This is a genomic window from Acholeplasma equirhinis (assembly GCF_017052655.1).
GTDB lineage: Bacteria > Bacillota_I > Bacilli_A > Acholeplasmatales > Acholeplasmataceae > Acholeplasma > Acholeplasma equirhinis.
Map to the genome: position 1 here is coordinate 663,448 of NZ_JAFIDC010000001.1, position 22,238 is coordinate 685,685.

The 22,238-nt window shown below is 32.7% G+C and carries 23 protein-coding genes, 1 pseudogene and 1 riboswitch; of the genes and pseudogenes, 7 read left to right on the forward strand and 17 right to left on the reverse strand.

Features of this window, described 5'->3' with window-relative positions:
• Position 1: 1 nt before the first annotated feature.
• From msrA to JV173_RS03090, 8 genes are all read right to left on the reverse strand, one after another.
• Positions 2–493, reverse strand: a complete 492-nt coding sequence (gene msrA / locus JV173_RS03055) for a peptide-methionine (S)-S-oxide reductase MsrA (protein ID WP_205734824.1) — start codon at positions 491–493, stop codon at positions 2–4.
• Positions 493–2,196 (reverse strand): aspartate--tRNA ligase, encoded by a 1,704-nt coding sequence (gene aspS, locus JV173_RS03060; RefSeq protein WP_240453003.1) that lies wholly within the window; start codon positions 2,194–2,196, stop codon positions 493–495. The genes msrA and aspS overlap by 1 nt, the downstream gene beginning before the upstream one ends.
• Positions 2,189–3,460: a histidine--tRNA ligase gene (gene hisS / locus JV173_RS03065; RefSeq protein ID WP_205734825.1), complete on the reverse strand. Its 1,272-nt coding sequence runs from the start codon at positions 3,458–3,460 to the stop codon at positions 2,189–2,191. The genes aspS and hisS overlap by 8 nt, the downstream gene beginning before the upstream one ends.
• Positions 3,457–4,002: a GNAT family N-acetyltransferase gene (locus tag JV173_RS03070; protein ID WP_205734826.1), complete on the reverse strand. Its 546-nt coding sequence runs from the start codon at positions 4,000–4,002 to the stop codon at positions 3,457–3,459. The genes hisS and JV173_RS03070 overlap by 4 nt, the downstream gene beginning before the upstream one ends.
• Positions 4,003–4,262: 260 nt before the next feature.
• The gene (locus tag JV173_RS03075) at positions 4,263–5,336 is read right to left on the reverse strand and encodes an AI-2E family transporter (RefSeq protein ID WP_205734827.1); all 1,074 of its coding nucleotides are present in this window, start codon (positions 5,334–5,336) and stop codon (positions 4,263–4,265) included.
• A gap of 1 nt (position 5,337) precedes the next feature.
• Entirely contained in the window at positions 5,338–5,781 is a 444-nt protein-coding gene (gene dtd / locus JV173_RS03080; RefSeq protein WP_205734828.1) for a D-aminoacyl-tRNA deacylase, read from the reverse strand.
• Positions 5,778–7,952, reverse strand: coding sequence for a RelA/SpoT family protein (locus JV173_RS03085; RefSeq protein WP_240453004.1), 2,175 nt, complete (start codon positions 7,950–7,952; stop codon positions 5,778–5,780). Before JV173_RS03085 ends, dtd begins: the two co-directional genes overlap by 4 nt.
• A gap of 33 nt (positions 7,953–7,985) precedes the next feature.
• Complete coding sequence (locus JV173_RS03090) at positions 7,986–8,498, reverse strand: adenine phosphoribosyltransferase (protein ID WP_205734829.1); 513 nt, start codon at positions 8,496–8,498, stop codon at positions 7,986–7,988.
• 120 nt (positions 8,499–8,618) lie between these two features.
• Between JV173_RS03090 and JV173_RS03095 the strand changes: the two genes are divergently transcribed.
• Both JV173_RS03095 and JV173_RS03100 read left to right on the forward strand, forming a co-directional pair.
• Positions 8,619–9,845: a replication-associated recombination protein A gene (locus JV173_RS03095; RefSeq protein WP_205734830.1), complete on the forward strand. Its 1,227-nt coding sequence runs from the start codon at positions 8,619–8,621 to the stop codon at positions 9,843–9,845.
• An 8-nt stretch (positions 9,846–9,853) separates the two neighbouring features.
• Entirely contained in the window at positions 9,854–10,378 is a 525-nt protein-coding gene (locus JV173_RS03100) for a type 1 glutamine amidotransferase domain-containing protein (RefSeq protein WP_205734831.1), read from the forward strand.
• A gap of 29 nt (positions 10,379–10,407) precedes the next feature.
• Here the strand turns inward: JV173_RS03100 and JV173_RS03105 are convergent, their stop codons facing one another.
• Complete coding sequence (locus tag JV173_RS03105) at positions 10,408–12,090, reverse strand: ribonuclease J (protein WP_205734832.1); 1,683 nt, start codon at positions 12,088–12,090, stop codon at positions 10,408–10,410.
• Positions 12,091–12,230: 140 nt separating this feature from the next.
• Here JV173_RS03105 and recU point away from each other — a divergent pair, with 140 nt between their 5' ends.
• Complete coding sequence (gene recU / locus JV173_RS03110) at positions 12,231–12,800, forward strand: Holliday junction resolvase RecU (RefSeq protein ID WP_205734833.1); 570 nt, start codon at positions 12,231–12,233, stop codon at positions 12,798–12,800.
• Here recU and JV173_RS03115 read toward each other — a convergent pair.
• Complete coding sequence (locus tag JV173_RS03115; RefSeq protein WP_205734834.1) at positions 12,789–13,349, reverse strand: energy-coupled thiamine transporter ThiT; 561 nt, start codon at positions 13,347–13,349, stop codon at positions 12,789–12,791. The two genes, recU and JV173_RS03115, sit on opposite strands and share 12 nt — an antisense overlap.
• Before the next feature lie 49 nt (positions 13,350–13,398).
• Positions 13,399–13,505: riboswitch (TPP riboswitch) on the reverse strand.
• A 136-nt stretch (positions 13,506–13,641) separates the two neighbouring features.
• Here JV173_RS03115 and JV173_RS03120 point away from each other — a divergent pair.
• The 4 genes and pseudogenes from JV173_RS03120 to JV173_RS03135 form a co-directional block, all read left to right on the forward strand.
• On the forward strand, positions 13,642–14,016 hold the full coding sequence (locus JV173_RS03120; protein WP_205734835.1) for a hypothetical protein: 375 nt from the start codon (positions 13,642–13,644) through the stop codon (positions 14,014–14,016).
• A 4-nt stretch (positions 14,017–14,020) separates the two neighbouring features.
• Positions 14,021–14,455 (forward strand): NfeD family protein, encoded by a 435-nt coding sequence (locus tag JV173_RS03125; RefSeq protein ID WP_205734836.1) that lies wholly within the window; start codon positions 14,021–14,023, stop codon positions 14,453–14,455.
• Between the two features lie 23 nt (positions 14,456–14,478).
• Positions 14,479–15,405, forward strand: coding sequence for an SPFH domain-containing protein (locus JV173_RS03130; protein ID WP_205734837.1), 927 nt, complete (start codon positions 14,479–14,481; stop codon positions 15,403–15,405).
• A gap of 139 nt (positions 15,406–15,544) precedes the next feature.
• Positions 15,545–16,351: pseudogene (locus JV173_RS03135) on the forward strand (IS30 family transposase); the annotation flags it as partial.
• A gap of 114 nt (positions 16,352–16,465) precedes the next feature.
• Here JV173_RS03135 and JV173_RS03140 read toward each other — a convergent pair.
• From JV173_RS03140 to infC, 7 genes are all read right to left on the reverse strand, one after another.
• The gene (locus JV173_RS03140) at positions 16,466–17,506 is read right to left on the reverse strand and encodes a M42 family metallopeptidase (RefSeq protein WP_205734839.1); all 1,041 of its coding nucleotides are present in this window, start codon (positions 17,504–17,506) and stop codon (positions 16,466–16,468) included.
• Positions 17,484–18,092: a hypothetical protein gene (locus tag JV173_RS03145; RefSeq protein ID WP_205734840.1), complete on the reverse strand. Its 609-nt coding sequence runs from the start codon at positions 18,090–18,092 to the stop codon at positions 17,484–17,486. The genes JV173_RS03140 and JV173_RS03145 overlap by 23 nt, the downstream gene beginning before the upstream one ends.
• Before the next feature lie 234 nt (positions 18,093–18,326).
• Positions 18,327–19,193, reverse strand: coding sequence for a UTP--glucose-1-phosphate uridylyltransferase (locus JV173_RS03150; RefSeq protein WP_205734841.1), 867 nt, complete (start codon positions 19,191–19,193; stop codon positions 18,327–18,329).
• Positions 19,186–20,667, reverse strand: a complete 1,482-nt coding sequence (locus JV173_RS03155; RefSeq protein WP_205734842.1) for a hypothetical protein — start codon at positions 20,665–20,667, stop codon at positions 19,186–19,188. The genes JV173_RS03150 and JV173_RS03155 overlap by 8 nt, the downstream gene beginning before the upstream one ends.
• A gap of 96 nt (positions 20,668–20,763) precedes the next feature.
• Positions 20,764–21,354, reverse strand: a complete 591-nt coding sequence (rplT, locus tag JV173_RS07035) for a 50S ribosomal protein L20 (RefSeq protein WP_205734843.1) — start codon at positions 21,352–21,354, stop codon at positions 20,764–20,766.
• A 14-nt stretch (positions 21,355–21,368) separates the two neighbouring features.
• The gene (gene rpmI, locus JV173_RS03165) at positions 21,369–21,569 is read right to left on the reverse strand and encodes a 50S ribosomal protein L35 (RefSeq protein ID WP_205734844.1); all 201 of its coding nucleotides are present in this window, start codon (positions 21,567–21,569) and stop codon (positions 21,369–21,371) included.
• 16 nt (positions 21,570–21,585) lie between these two features.
• Positions 21,586–22,125 (reverse strand): translation initiation factor IF-3, encoded by a 540-nt coding sequence (gene infC, locus JV173_RS03170; RefSeq protein ID WP_205735438.1) that lies wholly within the window; start codon positions 22,123–22,125, stop codon positions 21,586–21,588.
• Positions 22,126–22,238 lie beyond the last annotated feature (113 nt).

Genomic DNA, 22,238 nt, shown 5'->3' on the forward strand with positions numbered 1-22,238 from the left:
TTTAGTCCACCTTTAGAATATCTGTTAAATCGACATGACAATAACCACCAGGATTTTTATCTAGATAATCTTGATGATAGTTTTCTGCATTATAGAAGTTTTTTAATGGTTCAACTGAAACAACGATTGGTTTATGATAATTTGGTCTCATTGCATCAATTATTTTTTCAGAAACTTCTTTAGTATCTAAATCGTCATAATAAATACCAGAACGATATTGGATGCCCACATCATGACCTTGACGATTTAAAGATGTCGGGTCAATGATGTGGAAAAAATGCTTCAATATTTTTTCTGTTGTTGTTTTAGTCTCATCGTATTCAATTAAGACTGCTTCTGCATGTGTAGCAATACCATTGCAAACTTCTTGGTAAGTCGGATTATCTTTATTACCATTAGCATAACCAACGGTAGTATCCACTACCCCTTCAATTTGTTTAAAATAGGCTTCAACACCCCAAAAACATCCACCAGCTACGACGATCTTTTTCATTATTTAATCACCTTTAATCCTAAATCATCCCATTGTTTTGAATCAGCAGGTGAAGGTGATTGCATCATTAAGTCTTTTGCTGATTGTGTTTTAGGGAATGCAATAACATCTTTAATATTATCTGTCTTCGTTGCAAGCATCACAAGACGGTCTAGCCCAAGTGCTAGTCCACCATGTGGAGGTGTTCCGTATTTTAATGCATCTAGGAAGAATCCGAATTTGTTTAATTTTTCTGCTTCTGAGAATCCTAATGTTTCAAACATTAAGTTTTGAACTTCATTTAAGTAAATTCTAATCGATCCACCACCAACTTCATAACCATTCCAAACAATGTCATATGCTTTAGCAAGTGCTTCTTTTGGATTGTTTCTTAATTCTTCAACATCTTTAGGTGATGTGAATGGATGGTGTTTTGCATAGAATCTTTGTTCTTCAGCATTGAATTCGAGTAATGGGAAATCATAGACCCATAATACATTGTCTAATGACTCATCAATCATGTTTAAATCTTTAGCAATCACTTTACGAATTGCACCAAGTGCATTTGTTGAATCTTCGTAAGCACCAGGAACTAAAATTAAAAGTTCGCCTTCATTTAACAGGTAACCTTCAACAAACTTCGCGATTGAACCTGCTAAAAGACCAGCTTCATTTTTAAGATATGCGAGTGCCTTACCATGATTCTTCTTAACAATTTCTGTTAACTTATCAAAGTATTTTCTGGTAAACATCGCATCATTTTTTAAACGAAGACCACGAATAACATCGCCTTCTGCAAAGATTGGTATTGAATAATCTTTAAAACTTTCGGTAAAGTTTTCAATTAAAAGTTCAAAACGTGTATCTGGTTTGTCTGAACCATATTTATCAAATGCTTCAGCATAGGTCATTCTTGGAATTGGTAAAGGTAATTCTTTCTTTAAAACATCTTTAAACATGTTTGCCATAACTTTTTCAGTTAATTCCATGACATCATCTTGATCAACAAATGATGCTTCGATGTCGACTTGAGTAAATTCAAGTTGACGGTCAGCGCGTCCATCTTCATCTCTAAAACATCTTGCAAATTGGAAGTACTTTTCATAACCTGCAATCATATAAAGTTGTTTAAAGATTTGTGGTGATTGTGCAAGTGCATACGCTTCACCATGATATAAACGTGAAGGCACTAAAAACTCTTTCGCACCTTCTGGTGTTGATTTAACAAGATAAGGTGTTTCAAGTTCAGTATATTCTTCATTAAGTAATGTTTTTCTTATTGACTGTGTAATTTCATTACGTGTCATTAAATATCTTTGTTGACTTGGCTTTCTTAAGTCTAAATAACGATATTTAAGTCTAACTTCTTCAGATACATTATCAAATTCAGCAATTGTAATTGGTGTTGTTTCAGCTGTATTAATAATATTTAATGCCTCAACTTCAATTTCAATTTCACCGGTTTTTAAGTCTTTATTTTTTGACTCACGTTCTAAAACTTTACCAGTAACTTCAATCACATATTCATTTTTAACTGAGTTTGCAATTTCATATTGTGAGGATTCAGGTCTAACAACAAGTTGAGTAATACCTTTTCTGTCTCTAAGGTCAATAAAAATTAAACCTCCAAGATTTCTTTTTTTATTTACCCATCCTTTGAGACTGACAATTTCATTTACATTTTTAATTGTTAATTCATTATTATGATGTGTGTATTTATACATGATGTAACATCTCCTTAAGATTTATCACTAAATCTTTAATATCAATTAATTCTTGAAATTCTGTTTTTGTATTTTTTACGTTGATTTTGCCCATGTTTAGTTCATTTTCTCCTAAGATTAAGAGGAACTTCGCATTTTGAGCTAAAGCTTCTTTAAGTTGTCCTTTGAAAGCTTTACCAGAGTAGTTTAAATCAACTGAAATGTTTTCTTTTCTTAATAAACTTTGAAGTTTCATTGCTTCTTTTTTAGAAGTTTCATCAAATGTAATAAAGTATGCATCAAGTTTTGGTTCATCAACCATTTTGATACCTTCAAGCTCTAAAGCATCAAGTAAACGTTCCATTCCAAATGCAAACCCTACACCAGGTTTTGAAGGTCCACCGAGTGACTCTACAAGTTCATTGTAACGTCCACCACCACCAAGTGCATTTTGAGACCCAAACCCTTCAATATCTGCTTGGATTTCAAATACTACAAATGAATAATAATCAAGACCACGTACTAAACGTTTGTCAATTTTATATTCAACACCTGCAAGTGCTAATGCTTCTTGGATTTTTTCAAAGTTAAGCTTAGCTTCATCGCTTAAATGATCAAGCGGTAGAGGTGCATCTTTTAATAATTCTTTATCCACAGGATCTTTAGAATCTAGGATACGTAATGGATTCTTATCTAATCTTGCTTGTGAATCTGGTGAAAGTTGATCTTTTTTAGGTTCTAAGAATGCTTTTAGAACTTTCATATAGTTTTGTTTAGATGCTTTATCACCTAATGAGTTAATCTTAACTGAAACACCTTTTAAGCTCAGACCTTTAATGATTTCATATGCAAGTTGAATAACTTCTGCATCTAAATACGGATCCATCGCACCGACAACTTCAACACCAAATTGTGAGAATTGACGGAAACGACCTTTTTGAGGACGCTCATATCTAAAATTAGGTCCCATGTACCAAAGTTTGACTAAATCATTTGTTGCATAAAGTTTATTTTCGATATAACTTCTAATAATACCGGCAGTACCTTCAGGACGAAGAGTTAACATTCTACCACCTTTATCTTCAAAGTTATATGTTTCTTTAGTCACCATATCTGAATTTTCATCTTCTCTATGAAAGACATTTGAATATTCCATAATTGGTGTTCTGATTTCTTGATAATTAAATTTTTTAAAAACTGCTTTGACATATGTTTCAAGTGCTTGCCAACGACGTGCTTCACTTGATAAAACATCATATGTACCTTTAACTTTTACTAAACTCATTTAAATTGCTCCTTTGTAAGATAATACCAACTTGATGGTTCTTTTTGCCCTGTAAATCTGTTGTAGTATTTTTCATGATCAATGCGGTCAAAGATAAAGTTATTCTTTTCAATGACACGTTTTGATCCAATATTTTCATTTGAATGTCCAATGATAATTTTCTCATAACCAAAATACCAGAAACCAACTTCAAGAATTTTTCTTAAAGCTTTAGTCATAACACCTTTATTCCAATAATGTCGGTTTAAACAATAACCAACCTCGACTGAACCGTCTGCATATTTAGTATGAAAGTCGATGGTTCCGATCATTTTATTATTTTGTAAATCAACAATTGCATAACCAACAGGTAATCCTCTTTCTGGTCGTTTTTGAAAAACTTTTCTAATTGAACCAACTGCTTCTGTTAAATCTAAGTAGGGTCCCCAACTTAAATATTTAACGACTTCCATGTCTGAGCCATACTCAAACATATCTTTCGCATCTGATAATTCAATATCTCTTAACATGTAATGATCAAAATAAAGTACGGGTTGTTTCATGAAAAACTTCCTTTCTAAATAAAAATTCGCCCTTAAAAATTCTAAGGACGAAAATTAAAATTCGCGGTGCCACCTTAGTTCCAGTTACCTGGCCCTCAAAGTTACTTAGGTTTCCGAAGTTGTCCCACTATTTCTATTTATCCAGTCTTTCACCATTCTACTGTTCGCTTTTTATAGATTACATCATAGTTTCTTCTTCATCTTCAACCGATTTAATTTATAATTAATCATAACATTTTATACTGGGTTAAGTCAATGACTTAGAGTGTATCATTAAACTTTTTAAGCCCAGATTTAATATTTTCTTTATAGAAATTCATTGTAATTTCAAATACAACTTGAACAGGGACAGAAAGTATCGCTCCAATAATACCGAAGAATGCTTGTCCTAGGAGGACAAATGCAATCGTTGAGATTGGATTAAGTTTAAGTTGTGTTTGATAGATTTTAGGGTTAATAACGTATGCGTCAAGCTGTGGAAAGATCAATGTGAATACACCAAGACCAATCATGCCATAAGCTGCATGTGGTACTGTCATTATGATAATTGCTGTGAATAAAATTGAGAAATATCCACCAAAATATGGAATTAATGATAGCACTGCAGCAATAAATGCAACCAATGGTACGAAAATCCAAAACTCTGGGAAGAATATTGCCATAATGAGCATTAATCCACCATATTCTACAGCTTGAATACCTGCAATAATCACTTCTGCCCAAAGATAATTCGTAAGTTCCTTATCAATTGTTTTAACAAAATCAAATGTCTTTGGTTTAAGCGTATCTGCTAAATAGTTTCTTATACCAAGTCTCATTCTAGGGAAATTAAGTAAGAAAATAATACCGACTACTACAACAACTGCACCACCAATAATTGTGGTCCATACAGCATCTACTGTACCACCTGATGCTGTAAAGTAATTGGTAATTTGAACAATCGTATCTGAAACGATTGAGTTCACATAAGCTGTTACATCTGATGTATCAACATTTAAAATCACACCAATTTCATGAAGAATATTTTCAACACCGACAGTTAAACTACCAATTTCATCAAGTGCTGGTTTAATCACACCATAGATTAGGTAGAAAATAAACAATACCGACAGTGAATAAACAATGAAGATACCTAACCATCGTGGTATTTTATATTTCTGCATTAAATTGATTAATGGATTTAATATGTATGCCAACGTAAATGCTATGATTAAAGGTAGGAGTGCATATAAAGCTGTGTCTAAAACACTTGCAATAAAGGGATAAATTAGAATTAATCCACCTACGATTAATAACAATATTAGAATGTTTAACAGCCTAAAATTTATTTTCATCTTAATCCTCCAGTTCGTACATTAAATTGAACGGCCCATTGTATAGGGCTTCAATTTCCATATGTGCACCAAAGACTCCAGTCTCTACTTTAAAACCTTGTTTTCTAATTAATTCGACAAAAAACTGATAGAGTGGTTTTGCAAGTTCAGGTCTTGCAGCATGTGTAAAACTTGGTCTGTTGTTATTAGATGCATCACCATACAATGTGAATTGTGAAACAACTAAAATATGATGTTTGGATGGATCAATTTTTAAATTTAGTTTGTCGTTCTCATCGTGAAATATTCTTAATTTTAAAAGCTTATCCACACATTTTTGAACTATGCTCTCATTATCAGTTGTTTTAACACCAAGATAGACAACATAACCTTCATCAATTTCTGATATTAATTTAGAATCAACAAATAATTTTGCATATTTAACTTTTGTAACTAGCATTCTCATCGGATATCACGCTCTACATAATAAACCTGAGGTACTTTGTTAATATTAGTTATTAAACTGTTTAATTCATTTACGTTAGAAAGTGAAACTTTAAGTTTAATAATACTTTCAAACTGGCTATTTGAAATTGCTGAAATTTCAGCAATATTTACACCGCTTGAGTTAACTGCTTGGATGACATCAGTTAATAGAGTTGCACGTGTTGTTCCTTTAATTTTTAACCATGTAGGGTATTTTCTAGTAATATTGATACCCCAAAGTGCTGGTAATAATCTATTTTGATCATATTCTTTGATATTTGTACAATGCATACCATGAATAACAATCCCTGAACCTTTCGTAACAAATCCAACGATCTCATCACCAGGAACTGGTGTACAACAGTTAGCAAGCTTAATTTGTGGTGTTGTTAATCCTTCAACAATCACACCTGTATCAGAAGTTGCAACTAGTTGTCTACTTGTTCTTTCTAGTTGTCTTTGAAGTAATGTTTCCTTTGTTGCTTCAGGCATTAATTTATTCATAACTGCTTTAGCAGATATGATACCTTTACCTATTTCTTTATAAAGGTCTTCAACAGTTTCTACATTGTTCTTTTCAAAATTTTCTTTTACCCATTGATCAGATAATTCAAAATCTTTCTTATTGAGAACAAATTCTTTTTCAAGTGCTTCTTTACCTTGTGCAATTATTAAATCTTGATTTTCTTTATTCAAGAAAATCTTGATTTTATGTCTTGCATGTGGTGATTTTGCAATTTTCAACCAGTCTTCACTTGGACCAGATGAATTTTTATTCGTTTTAATTGAGATGACATCGCCTGTTTGTAAAGTGTGATCAAGTGTAACAATTCTATTATTTACAATTGCTCCAACCATACGATGTCCGACATCGGTATGGATTCTATATGCAAAGTCAATCGGTGTCGAACCTGCTGGAAGTTCGATGACTTCACCTTTTGGTGTGAAGACATAAACATTTGCTGATAAGATATCCGTTTTAATGGTGTCTACGAATTCCTGACTTGATTCTTGTTTATCGTCAGTATCTTCTGTTAATTTAAGTAAATCTGCATACCATTTAAGTTTAGATGCAATTTCAAATTGTTCTTTTTCTTTAGAGTATACTTTAGATTCTTTATATGCCCAATGAGCAGCAATCCCGTCTTCTGCGACCTTATCCATCTCATGCGTTCTAATTTGAACTTCGAATAAAGTCCCATCACTATGAAGCACAGTTGTATGGAGTGACTGATACATGTTCGGTTTTGGAACTGCAATATAATCCTTAAAACGTTTTGGAATTGGAGTAAAATGCGCATGGATGATACCAAGTGATTGATAACAAGTTTCAACTTTATCAACAATAATTCTAACTGCTAATAAATCATAGATATCTTCAAAAGCACGTCCACCATTTACCATCTTTTTATAGATGGAGTAAATATTTTTAATACGACCTTTTATATCAAAATCTTTAATTCCAGATTCTGCAAATAATTCTTTAATATAGTTGATAACATGAGAAATTGAACTTTCACGTTCATCTTTTTTTGCTTTAACCATGTTAGAAACTTTATAATACATCGCTGGGTCAACAAAACGAAGTGATCGATCTTCAAGTTCAGCTTTCCAACGGAAAAGACCGAGTCTGTGTGCAATAGGTGCATAGATATCTAAAGTTTCTTTAGCAATACGCAATTGCTTTTCAGGTGCCATAGAATCTAGTGTACGCATATTATGCATTCTATCCGCAAGTTTAATTAACACAACTCGAATATCTTTTGCCATAGCAAGTAACATTTTTTGTTGGTTATCTGCTTGTACAATATCTTGGAAAATTAATTTGTTTAATTTTGTAACAGCATCTACAAGTTGTGAGATGTCTTTACCAAATATTTTTTCAATATCTACAAGTGTTAAATCAGTATCTTCGACAGTATCATGTAAAAGAGCCGCAACTAAGGTATTAGGTCCGGCTTCAAGTTCAGCTAATATTCTTGTTACAGCAACAGGATGGGTAATGTATGGTTCGCCACTTTTACGCATTTGCCCTAGATGCTTTTCTTTAGCAAGTTGGTAAGCTTTTGTGATTAAATTGATGCTCTCAGGTTTTGTGATATAGTGAGCTATATCATTCATCAGTGCTTGATATAATGCATCGCTTTCCAAACCAGTCCCCTCCCTTTCAAAAAAGTTATAAAATTAATAATGAATTAAAGATAATATATCATAATCTTTTAATAAACTTCTGCCATTTAAATCATCAAGTTCGATTAAGAACGCTGCACCAACAACTTCACCACCTAATTTTTCAACAAGTTGGACAGTTGCTTGTACAGTTCCACCAGTTGCAAGTAAATCATCAATGATAAGAACTTTATCACCTTTTTTAATTGCATCACTATGAATGGATAATGCATTGGATCCATATTCTAAATCATAAGTCACTGTGACGGCTTCTCTTGGTAATTTACCTGGTTTTCTTACTGGAACAAAACCAATACCCATATTTACTGCAACTGGGCACCCAAAAATAAAACCTCTTGCTTCAGGTCCAACAATTACAGTTGCACCTTTTTGTTTTGCAAATTCAGTAAACTTATCTGCAGCATATTTGTATGCTTCACCATCTAACATAAGTGGTGTGATATCTCTAAATAAAATCCCATCTTTTGGGAAGTTTGGTACTGCAGCAATATATTTTTTAAGATCCATGATGTTACCTCTCTTCGTGGAAAAAAATAGCCATGTCTTGGCTTAATATAAATATTTTATAATATTTACCTCAAACTTACAATAAAATAAAATGTTATAATAACTTTAGGATGTGATGACATGGAACCACTCGCTTCAAGAATGCGACCAAAATCACTCAAAGATGTTTATGGTCAAGACCATCTTTTAGGTGATTCAGGTGTATTAACACAAATGTTGAATAAGAAAAAATGGTTAAGTTTCATTTTATTTGGTCCTCCGGGAACAGGTAAAACAACCATTGCAGGTTTATTTTCTAAGGAATCGGGACTTGATACCTATTTTTTCAATGCTTCAACAGATAATAAACAAAAACTAAAAGATATTTTAGATATGACTGCTTACCACGATGTTTTAATCATTGTTGATGAAATTCATCGTATGAAAACTGATATCCAAGATTATCTACTTCCGTTTCTAGAAACAGGTAAGGCGATTATGATTGGATTAACAACTTTAAATCCATATCAAAGCATCAATATCGCAATCAGATCACGTTGTCATCTTTATGAAATTAAACAACTTGAAGATGAAGATATAAAAAAAGCACTATTTAATGCACTACCTATGCTAGATGCTGACATTAAATTAAGTGAAGATGCGATAAAGGCAATTATTCGTTTTTCAAATCATGAAATTCGTTCTGCATTAAATTTACTTGAAAGTGCATCTTTAGTCTTAAAGGATGGAGAAGTATTATCATCAAATACAGTCAGACGTTTAGCTGGTAAACCACAACTATCACTAGATGATGGTGAAGACCACTACTTCGAAATGTTAAGTGCACTTCAAAAATCCATACGTGGTAGTGATGTGGATGCTTCACTTCATTATCTTGCTAGACTCATTACATTAGGTGATTTAGAAGTGATTATCAGAAGATTACTCGTAATTGCTTATGAAGATATTGGTCTTGCGAATCCTACCATACCTCAAAAAGTATTAACAGCTTGTCAAACTGCAAAAATGTTAGGATTCCCTGAGGCTAGAATACCACTTGCAAATGTTGTGGTTGATATGGCAATTTCACCTAAATCTAATACAGCTTATTCAGCACTCGATAAAGCACTAGCAGATTTCCAAAGTGGAAATACAGGTGAAATACCAAAACACATTGATAATAAATATTTAAAGGTTCATCCTGAGGCATATCATTATCCACATAATGATCCGAATGCTTTAAACAGTGAAAAGTATTTACCTGAGAAAATTATTAAAGTCAAATACTACGAACCTAAGGATGACAATCCTTATGAAAAAGCATTAAAAGAACGTAAAAAATTAATCGATAAAATTAAAGGATATTAGGAGGACTCATGGAATTAAAAGGTAAACGTGTAATAACAATCGTTTCTAACGATTATGATGACTTGGAATTTCATTATCCATTGATCAGACTAAAAGAGGCTGGTGCTGAAGTTGTTGTTGCAGCACTTAAAGCAAAAGAAACATATAAAGGCAAATATGGCTTATCTACTGTGAGTGATGTTGCATTTGGTGATGTTGATATTACCAAATTTGATGCCATTGTTATTCCTGGTGGATGGGCACCTGATTTACTCCGTCGTTTTGACGAAGTATTAAACTTTGTTCGCTATATGCACGAAAACAAAAAGGTGATTGGTGCAATTTGTCATGCAGGTTGGGTATTATCTTCTGCACATATCTTAAAAGGTGTGAAAATGACATCAACGCCTGGAATTAAAGATGATATGATGTATGCTGGCGCTACTTGGGTAGATGAACCAGTTGTTATTTCAGGTCACATTATCACTGCAAGAAGACCACCAGATTTACCACTATATTTACCTGAACTTATTAAAGCAATTGCTAAAAAATAATGGAGCCATCAATTGGCTCCATTTTTTCATTAATTTCTTTCTGTTGATATGATTACTGGAATTGTAATTGGACGTCGTTTAGTTTCATTATAAATAAACTTAGAAACTTCATCTCTTGCTTCTATTTTAAATTCATTCCAGTTAACATATTTGCCTTGTAAATGTTTGTCAGCAACTTTCGTGAAAATGAGTTTAACATCATCTAAAATTGATTTTTCAGAGTCGTCATAATGAACAAATCCTTTAGTGATCACTTCAACATCACTTAAAACTTTTTTAGCTTTTGGATCAACATTTGCAATAACTAACATCACACCATCTGCAGCTAAAAGTTCTCTATCTCTCATGACATAGTCATTGACATCACCAATTGCAGTACCATCGATTAAAATATCACCAGTTTTAATTTCACCTTTAGCAACATATGCATCTTTACCATCATTAAAGTTAACTGAATCACCATTATCAAGTAAGAAAATATTATCATCTGTATAACCGAGTTCAAGTGCTAACTTTTTAACACCGTATTGATGTCGGAATTCACCGATTGTCGGAATGACATATTTTGGTCTTAATAAATTGATCATCATTTTAATTTCTTCTGCTGTTGCATGGGCTGATGATAATAAACGTTTATCCATAACTTTAATTTGTGCATCTGACCTGTAAAGTACGTCTAAAGTTCTTGCTGCCATCTTTTCAGTACCAGGCACTGGTGCTGTCATTAATAAGATTGTGTCATTTTCATTGATATGGATTAATCTATCTTGTTTTTTGCACATTCTTTGTAACATAAAGAATGGTTCATGACGATTACCAGTTACTAAACAAACAAGATTGTTTTGAGTATTTTGGTTCTTTTCATCAATGAATCGAAGATTTGTTAGTGCATCTTTAGGAATATTTAAATAACCTTTTTCGATTGCGATATCAACAATTCTTTGTGCTCTTCTTCCGATAATCGCAATCTTCTTATGATGTATTAATGAGATATCGATAATTCTTTGAATTTTTTGAAGATCGGATGAGAATAGTGAAACAATAATTCTACCTTCTGCATTTGCATATACAGAATTTATCTTATGCGTTAAAGTATCACCTATACCTCCATCTTGAACTAATGTAGATCCAAGCGATTCCGTTAATAAGGCAATGACGTTCTTTTGTGCAAGTTCATTAATTTTTGAAAAATCTGTTTGATATTTTGGATCACCGTTTTGTACGAAAGTAAAGTCTGATGTATAGACAATTACACCGTCAATAGTGTGGATTGCAACACCGACTGATTCAGGAATTGAGTGCGTCGTTGAAAAGAAGGTAAGTTTAACATTACCACTTCGAATTATTGTATTACGATCAATTGTATGTAAGGTTAGTTTGTCTAGGTCAAAGTTTTTTTCTTTTAAGGAATCTTTAATGACTTCCATGGTAAATGGTGTTGCATATACAGGTACATTTAAGTCTTGTAAAATATGCGGAAGCGCACCAATATGATCTTCATGGGCATGTGTTAAGAAAATCCCTTTAATTCTATCTTTGATATTGATTAACATACGGTAATTTGGAATAATTTCATCAACTCCGTATAATTCTTGGGTTGGATACTTTAAACCAGCATCCAATATAAAATATTGTCTGTCGACATCAACGACATACATATTTTTCCCATTTTCACCTAGTCCACCTAACGCGAAAAAGCGTATTTCACTCAATTAACATCTTTCCTTTCTGAAACGGTTGTTTGGTTGTTACTATTATAACACAAAATGTGATTAAAACTTGAAATTACATACTCACTTAATATTTTTATTTTTAACAAAATAACTTATAATGTATATATGTGAGGGTTAACATGTTAAATTATCCTAATAAGAAAAAGCCAATTCAAAAAGTTAATAACTATGCAAATCTTGGGATGACCCTTGAAAGTGACATTGAAGAAACAAATCAATATTATTTAACTCATAATATTGCTGTCATACATAAAAAACCAACACCCATACAAGTTGTAAATGTATCTTATCCTGCTAGAAATAAAGCTAAAATTACTGAGGCTTATTATAGAACACCATCCACAACAGATTTTAATGGTTTATATAAGGGTAAATATATTGATTTTGATGCTAAGGAAACAAATTCTAAAACATCGATGCCACTTGCAAACATCCATGAACACCAAATGAGACATTTAAAAGATGTTGAACATCATGGTGGTATTGCTTTCTTTATCGTAGGCTGGAAAGTATATAATGAATATTACTTATTACCTTATAAAGAATTAGAACCGCTTTGGGAAGCATCAAAAAAAGATGGCAGAAAATCTATTCCTTATAGTTTTTTTAAAGAAAAAGGGATAAAAATCCCTTTCTCCTATCAACCTAGACTTGATTATTTAAAAGCAGTTGATCAATTACTGAAATGATTCCGTTAGTAAGATCAGCTGTTTTTTTATACCTAATGCAATCACAAAACTTATTGTAAATGTGGTTGCTAAATAAGGTAAATTATAAAGAATAAACGAATAGAACCAAGCATTTGTTCCAACAGGTGCATAATCCGCAAAAATTAATACTCCGGATAATCCATGTGAAATCCATCGTAAGATAAATGCACACAAGAAAACTAATGCTAACTTCTTCCATCCCTTTAATACATCTTTACCAAAGAAACCACCAACTGCAGCAATACCTGCAAACGGAATGATGTAATCAAGTAAGAAACTACCCCAATGGAATGTGTAACCATCCATAATGAGTGAGATGACACCATATACCGCACCACCAAGTAATCCGTATTGCCAACCGATAACAATACCAATTAATATCAGTGGTAACATATTGATACCAAATACATTACCACCTTGAGGCATCTCAAGATTTAATCCTGGTGTGATTTTAATCACGAACCCTAACGCAATCGCAAGGGCAGCTAGTACTGCTGTCAATACTAACTTCTTTAATTCTTTATTCATTCTTTTTCCTCCTGAAAAATAAAAAATTCTTCGGGATTACCAAAGAAAAAGTTTTCTAGATAACTTTTCCTACGCTGGTATAACCCAGATCAGGTACACGGGTCGATTTTGAATTTAATCCTCTCAGTCATTCTAATGACTCCCCGAAGTGATCATACGTATTATAACACATAAAAAAATACCCCAAAATTATATGCTTTTTCACTTTAAAAATATTAAAAATAATTTTCTATAATTTTATTGACAACGCATGTAATCAGATATATAATAAAAGCATACGAGGTGATGAAACATGAACATTACATGGTTTAATGGTGAGCCGAAAGAAATCGTCGTCACATTAACTCCAATTCATCTAACCATCAACAAACCAGGGACACAGTTTTTTGAAACTGCAAACCAAGTCATGCTGGGTTATGATGAAGGAAAGCAACTATTGTTTATCAAGCCACTCAGCAAGAGTGAGGTATTAAGGGGTGATATCCCTGAGCATACTAGGTATAATATAAGTATCAACGCATCCTATGGACGTATTACGAATAAAGCTTTTATCAATAGGATTTCAAATTTATTCAATTTGAATCTAACTGAAAAAGGATCTAAATTTAAAGCCCAATGGATTGCCAACATGAGTATGTTAGAAGTTTCATTAAAGGAGGTCCTATAGCCATATGAATGAATATATGATTTGGTTCTGGCTTGCAGTATTTGTGATTGCTGTTGGTTTTGAATTTGCTACAACTGAATTTGTAAGCATTTGGTTTGCAATTGCTGCAATTCCATCTTTACTTATTGCAATCTTTGCACCAGGTAGTCTTTGGCTAGAGGTGATCGTCTTCTTCACCGTTGGCTTTGTGTTAATGGCTTTAACTAGACCGCTTGTCGTTAAATACTTTAGAAGAAATGTCGTCGATACGAATGTTGATGCTTATATTGGTAAAGTTGCAATAGTAGTTAAACCTATTTCTGATGTACAATATGGATCTGTTAAATTTGAAGGCACAGAATGGACAGCAATGTCAAATGAATCCATCGAAGCTGGTGCGAAAGTAAGAATACTTGCTATCGAAGGTAATAAATTGATCGTTACAAAAATCGATAATTAAAAATAATATAAAGGAGATTTTAAATGGAAACATTATTAATTGTTCTTGCAGTCTTATTAGTCATTGCTGCATTAATCCTAGTATCGGGTTTTAGAGTGGTTAACCAAACCAATAAGTATATTGTTCAACGTTTAGGTGCGTATCATGCAACTTGGGGTGTAGGTATTCACTTCTTAATTCCATTCATTGATAGAGTTGTTGCAATCGTTAACTTAAAGGAACAAGTCAAAGACTTTGACCCACAAGCCGTGATCACTAAAGATAACGTTACAATGCAAATCGATACAATCGTCTTCTATCAAGTAACTGACCCTAAACTTTACGCTTATGGAGTTGATAATCCAGTAAACGCGATTGAAGCATTATCTGCTACTACTTTACGTAATATCATTGGTGAACTTGATTTAGATGCAACATTAACGTCTCGTGATATAATCAACACTAAAATGCGTGATACTTTAGACGAAGCAACTGATAAATGGGGTATTAAAGTTAACCGTGTAGAAGTTAAAAACATTATGCCTCCTAAAGATATTCGTGAATCAATGGAAAAGCAAATGCGTGCAGAACGTGAAAAACGTCAAACAATCCTTATCGCTGAAGGGGAAAAACGCGCTAAGATCTTAGAAGCTGAAGGTCATTCAGAATCAGTAATTTTAAGAGCTGAAGCTGAAAAACGTCAAGTTATCTTACAAGCTGAAGCTGAAGCTGAACAAATTGAAAAATTAAAGAGAGCTGAAGCACTTGGTATTCAATTAATTAAAGAGGCTGGAGCTGATGAAGCAGTTCTTAAGATTAAAGCATTTGAAGCACTTGCTAAACTTGCTGAAGGTCAATCAACTAAGATTGTTGTTCCATCAAATCTTGCTGAACTTGCTGGTGTTGTAACTGCACTTGCAGATACTGCATTACCGGGAAACGAAAAAGCAGCAAAGAAAAAAGCTGAATAATTTCTCAAAGGGTCAATAAACTTGACCCTTTTTTTATGCAGATAGATTAGTATAACAAGTGCAACACACAAATAAAAAATAAAGGTTCATAGAATCTCTTATAATGTAAGTGACCAAACAAACAAAATAAGGAGAAACTATGAACTATCAACATCTTACCATAGAAGAGCGAGCGTGTATATTTCAATTCAAGCAAATGGGGATGAAAATACGTGAAATCGCAAGAGCATTAAAAAGAGAACCATCGACGATATCTAGGGAACTTAAAAGAAACAGCTATCAAAACCAAAAAAGATATCATCCAGTAGGGGCACAAAACAAATACGAATTGAGACGAAAAAAGTGTCATAGACCAAAAATAATCACAGAGGAAATCAAAAACTATATAGAATCGAAACTAAATGAAAGATGGTCACCTGAGCAAATATCAAAGCGAGAGAAAGATCGTATCGAGGGATGTCCATCGTTTTCTACTATTTACAGATGGATTCATGAGTGCATGATTTTAAAGGGCGATATGACAAAGCTACGAAGAAAGGGTAAGTTCAAGCGTCCCCAAGAGACTAGGGGTAGATTTAATATTGGCAAAACCATCAAAAAGAGACCCAAAGATGTCCACAAACGAAAAGTGATAGGGCACCGGGAAGCCGATACAGTAGAATCAGGAAGAGTTGGTCATACACGAAAGAGTAAATACTGTTTCGTTACATTAATTGAACGAAAATCGCGTATTTATATAGCTAAGTTACTTCCTGATCGCACACAAGAGAACGTTACAAGAGCTATTATCGAAATATTATCGCAGTATCCAAAAGATTACGTTAAAACGATAACGTGCGACAGAGGCAAAGAATTTTCTGGTTATAAGGAAATAGAGAATCAATTAGGATGTGATGTATACTTCGCAGATCCGTACTGTGCTTGGCAAAAAGGCAGCAACGAAAATGTTTAGGCTTTAAAACACCATTAGAAGTGATGAATGATTTTTAATTTTTTATAAAGTGTGGCACTTGAATTGACAAATCATCTGTAAAAAAAAGGACTAATCATAGTCCTTATATCAATATATAATTTCAGTTACTTTTTGATCATCTAAAGATTCTAGCACTTTTTCAAGTAAAAGCATCGTATTTTCTAAGTCATTAAGATCTGCAACAGATGTATGTGAATGTGTATAACGTACAGGTATTCCAATCACTAAACTTGCTGCACCACTTTTAGATAGTGACATTTGCGCAGCATCAGATGCTTCATGTTGAATAGATGTTTCTTGATATGGAATTTGATGTTTCTTTGCAATATCAATAACATAGTTTCTTAGACCATGATGAGCAATTAAACCTGAATCATAAAATACAATTTGTGGACCCATTCCGAGTTGATTACCTGTTTTATCGCCACCTGGTGTATCATTAGCAGGGATTGCTTCTAGAGAAATCGCAAGATCAGGTTCAACCATGTATGCAGTTGTTTTAGCACCTTTAATGCCAACTTCACCTTGAACAGTAAATGCAACATTCAAGTTCACTTTTAAATCTAACTTTTTATTTAAAATTTCTTTTAATGCTAATACACCTAGACGATTATCAAGTGCCTTACCAAAGACTTTTGATTCACCTAATGGTTGGAGTGGTTCAAATGGTGTAATCATATCACCAACCGAAATACCTGCCGCTTGTGCATCCTTAAGTGATTTAAATCCTAAGTCTAAATATAAATTCTTTTGATTTAAATCCTTATCATTAAAATGATTTGGATTTGCATTTAAAACACCTAATAATTTGTTTGTTTTAGTGGTAACTAAGAATTTTTGATTGACGAGGTTAAAACCTGAAAGTTTACCAATAGTTTGAAACTTTAAGAAACCCTCTGGTGTAATTTGCGTTACCATCATACCAACTTCATCAATATGTGCTGATAACATTACCTTCATTCCTTTACCATAACTATAAACTAAAGAACCAAGATAATCTTTTTTAGCCTCAAGTTGAATAGTTTGTTGAAGGAATGATGAAACTTCTTTTTCATTTGACACAATACCATTTAATTCAGTTAATGTTTTTAAGTCTTGATACAATTTATGCATTTTTTGATTCTTCACTTTCTTCTGCTTTATCTTTAACTTGTTTAGTAACTTTAGGTAGTTTTAGTGCTTTGAGTAAAACGATTGTTGCAAGTAATAAACATAAACCTACAACAAACACTTTAATGATGATACCAACTTGTAGAGTTCTTGAATCTAAAATCAATCCACCAGCTGCAACCAATAGACCAAATGCAACTAATTTCCAAAGAGGCATTTTAGTTTCATTGAATCTTTCAACAACTAGAGTAGAAATGCCATGGAAAATAACAAGGAATCCTAGATACACATTAACAGATAAGTTAAGTGCTTTAAGATCGTCTACAAATTCAGGAAGTATAAATCCATAAAGTGAGATAATTACAACAAATACTAATTCAATGATTGTTAAATACTTTAAATCTTTTTTCATCGATTTAAAATCTTTAAGTAAAAAGATTGAACCACCAATTAATAATAAAAATCCAATTATTAATTGATCAAAATTTAAACCAAATAAATCTTCTGTAATTGGTGTTGCGAATAATACGCCAACACCAAGCAATAAAAAAGCAGCAACAAATAATAAAATTGCTTTTGGAGCGATAACTTGTTTTTCTTTCATAAATATAACACCTCGCTTAAATTATAACCTTTTTCCAATAAAAAAGCCTAAGAAGCGGTGAGAATCTGTTATGTTTAAGTGGGAACTTCCTTGTCTCATACTTTGGGATTCCAATTAAATGGCGTTCAACTCCAGTATGGTTCAAATTCCCTAACGGATCTATTTGGGTTCCACGGGTGCTTCCTAGGTACCTTTAATTTACATCTAATTACTTTTTTTGTCAATCTAAATGTCTTAGTCCTTCAATTTATTTATTAATAAATTGGTTAAATCCTGGCTTAAATCTTCACGTTCTAATGCAAAATCAATGATAGCTTCAATGTAACCAATTTTAGAACCAATATCATAACGTTTACCTTGCATATCCATTGAATATACTTTTTCTGAATCCATTAATCTTAAGATTGAATCTGTGAGTTGAATCTCACCACCAGCACCTCTTGTTTGATTCTTTAAAAGTTCAAAAATTCGTGGTGTTAAGACATAACGACCAGAGATTGCTGAATTTGATGGTGCCTTACCTTGAGGTTTCTCAACAACACCTTTTAGTTCAACAATTGGTTTTGAAGTATTATCTTTTGGAATACATATACCATATAATTTAGTATCACTATCTGGTACTTCCAAAGTACCTAAAATTGTAGATTTCTTTTCATTATATGCATTGATTAATTGTTTTAATGCTGGTTCAGTTTTAGAAACATACACATCATCACCAAGTAAAACTGCAAAAGGCTCATTACCTACAAACTTTTCAGCTTGTAAAACAGCGTGTCCAAGACCTAATTGTTCTTCCTGAATGGTATAAAAAATCTTAGCTCCATATGATGTATGTTTAATCAGTTCAATGTCGTTTAATTTATTTTTTTCAGCAAGAAATGCTTCTAAATCAGAATTTCTTTCAAAATAAGATGAGATCGCACCTTTATTTGTTGAAATAATTATTAAAATTTCTTCTATACCAGAATTCACTGCTTCTTCTACAATGTAAGATAACGCAGGTTTATCAATAATCGGTAACATTTCTTTAGGTACTGCTTTAGTAATTGGTAAAAATCTAGTTCCCCAACCAGCTGCAGGAATAACTGCTTTTTTAATCATATTTATTGCCCCCTTCATAATAGACAAGTATTCTAACATAAGTTGCGCGATAGATCATCGCATTTAATAAGATATCTCTAACCTTTTGCTCTATAGCAAACTTTGAATTAGTTGTTTTAACGGACACTCTTGCCGCATAATAATCTTCATCATCTAGATCTTCCATTCTAGATATATAATATAATTTCGAGATTGCTTCAATATCTTCTAAATTTCTAAATGAGAAAATGACTGAAATAATAATCTCTTTATTTTCCATTTCAAGCTCATTTAAGAGTTCTGCTAAAGACAGTGCTCTTGCAACTATATATTCTGTCTTATGGAAAAATTGTGTTTCATAAATTTGTTTATGCTTATCAAAGATAATTTGACTATAAACTTTTGTATGGAAGATGGATTCTAAAAACACACTAAACTTTTCTGTGCGTTTTGCATGTTTATGATAAAACTCTGTATAAACCATGATGTTGGATCCATCAAAAGTATAAGCTGTAATCATAAAATGTTTTCTATTTGCATAGACTAAAATATCATGAAGATTCTTTTCAAATTGCTCTACTGTTGATTTAAACTTATACATACCGACTAGATTGTATGTTTCATTATATACAAATGGTTCATAAAATTCATTTGCGTAAACGAATCTATTATCTGCAGCATCATAATATTTATACGCTCTATAGGCAACTCGATTTAGACTTGCAATTTTCTCATATACAATATCAACTGTTGCGAGTAAAACAATTAAAATTGTGAATGTAATTTGGAGCGAAAGTGGTATACCTTGTACAATCCATAAAAAGAAAATCATTGGAACAAAAATGAACATAATCGACGCTCTAAACATCGCAGTAAAGCCATTTTTGTATAATACAAAGGTAAGTAAAAATAAAGTGATTACACCATAGAAAGTAAAGATTTGGATAGGATTATAGAGTGTTAAATCAATATAGATATTCTTTAATTCATTAATAAATAAAAAGATACCACAAGCCAGTAAAACTAGTGTAGTAATTTGTCTGATTCTTAGATACCAAACTTTTGTATATAATTTTCTCGTCTGTGGTAATCGAACATAGTTTTTCATTTCTTGACGATAACTATAAAATGGCCAGTAATTACCACGGAATGATATACGAAGCGGTAAAGTATCTTCATCATTGAATTTCTTATCTAAAAATTCTTCAAAATTTGCAAGTGGATTTAAAACAATTGTTAATGTTCCGATAGCGATAATCGCGACTTGATAATCAGGCAGTAAAAAGAGTAATGCACAAATCACTGCAGAATATATTGAGGTTACTAAAAATTTAGGAAGTCCTGAAAACAAATAAATCATAGCAAGTACGATGACGATCACTGAAAAGACACCATAAATAATGGAGTGATTTGGATCCATCAGCGGAATAACGATGCTGAATGAAATTAAAAGTACACTCGTAAGAATTGTACTTATTAGTAACCTTCTTTTCATTTCTTAAACCCTACTTTTTAAGACTTCTAATTATAATAATTATAGCACAAAAAAAGTGGTTTAATCACCACTTTTATGTCTATAGTATTTAACTAATTAGTTTAATTTTTCTAAAGCTTCAACTAATTCAGCTTTCTTTAAAGATGAGAATCCTTCAACGCCTTTTTCTTTAGCGATTTCTCTTAATTCAGCAACTTTTAAGTCTGCATAGTTGATTGCTGCTTTAACTTCAGCTTTTGGAGCTTCTGCCTTAACTGCTTTAGGAGCTTCTACTTTAGCTGCTTTTGGAGCTTCAGCTTTAACTGCAGTTTTTTGAGCATATTTGCTTGGGTTAGCAATTGCATCTTTAGCTAATTCAACATATGATGTGAATACTGCTGGTTCTGTAATTGCGATATCAGCTAATACTTTTCTATTTAATGCTACGTTTGCTAAGCTTAAACCGTGGATTAACTTAGAATATTTGAATCCGTTTTGTGCAGCTGCTGCATTAATACGAGCAATCCAAAGTCTTCTAAAGTTTCTCTTAGTTGCACGACGATCGCGGAATGCGAATTGTAATGAGTGCATTACTTGTTCGTGAGCTGTTCTGTATAAAGTATGTTTTGAACCAAAATAACCTTTAGCTAATTTTAAAATCTTTTTTCTTCTTCTACGGGTTTGTGGGCCGCCTTTAACTCTTGCCATGTTCTGTACCCTCCTTACTTCATGTTAGCGATTAAACGTTTAATTCTTTTTGCATCTGATGCATGAACTGACGTTTCACCCGCTATTTGTCTATTTTGTTTTGTTGTTTTTGATGCTGCTAAGTGGTTTGAATATGCTTTATGACGCATTAATTTACCAGTACCAGTAACTTTGATGCGTTTCTTTAAACCACTGTGTGTTTTTTGTTTTGGCATGTTGTTTACCTCTTTCTTAGTTTTTCGCTGGAGCGACAACACCAATTAATGTGTTGCCTTCTAATTTTGGTTGTGCTTCGACAACGCCACCTTCTAGAGCATTCATAAACTTGACAACTTGTTGCATGCCAAGGTCTGAGTGTGTAATCATACGTCCTCTAAAACGTAGTGTTACCTTAACCTTGTCACCACCATTAATAAACTTTTGAGCTGCCTTTAATTTAGTATCAAAGTCATGTTTATCAATTGTTGGTGATAATTTGATTTCTTTAATCTTAACGATATGTTGATTCTTGCGCATTTCTTTAAGCTTCTTTTGTTGATCAAAGCGATATTTCGAATAATCTAACAGTTTAGCTACCATTGGTTTTGCATCGGCAGAAACGACAAAGATATCAACGCCTCTATCATTAGCAATTGCTAATGCTTGATTACGATCAAATGTACCTAATTTAGTACCATTCTCATCAATGACCAAGAATTGGCCATTTGGAATTAATTCGTTTACTAGATCAGTATTAGCGGGTCTAGTTGGTCCCTTAGTTTGTGGTTTTATATGTAACCACTCCTTTCAATTTTATTTTGGTAAAAGAAAGAAAAAGTGGGTATTGAATATACCCACTTAGCACTAATATCAAAAGAAAATGAATTTTATGCTGTGCTGTTTAC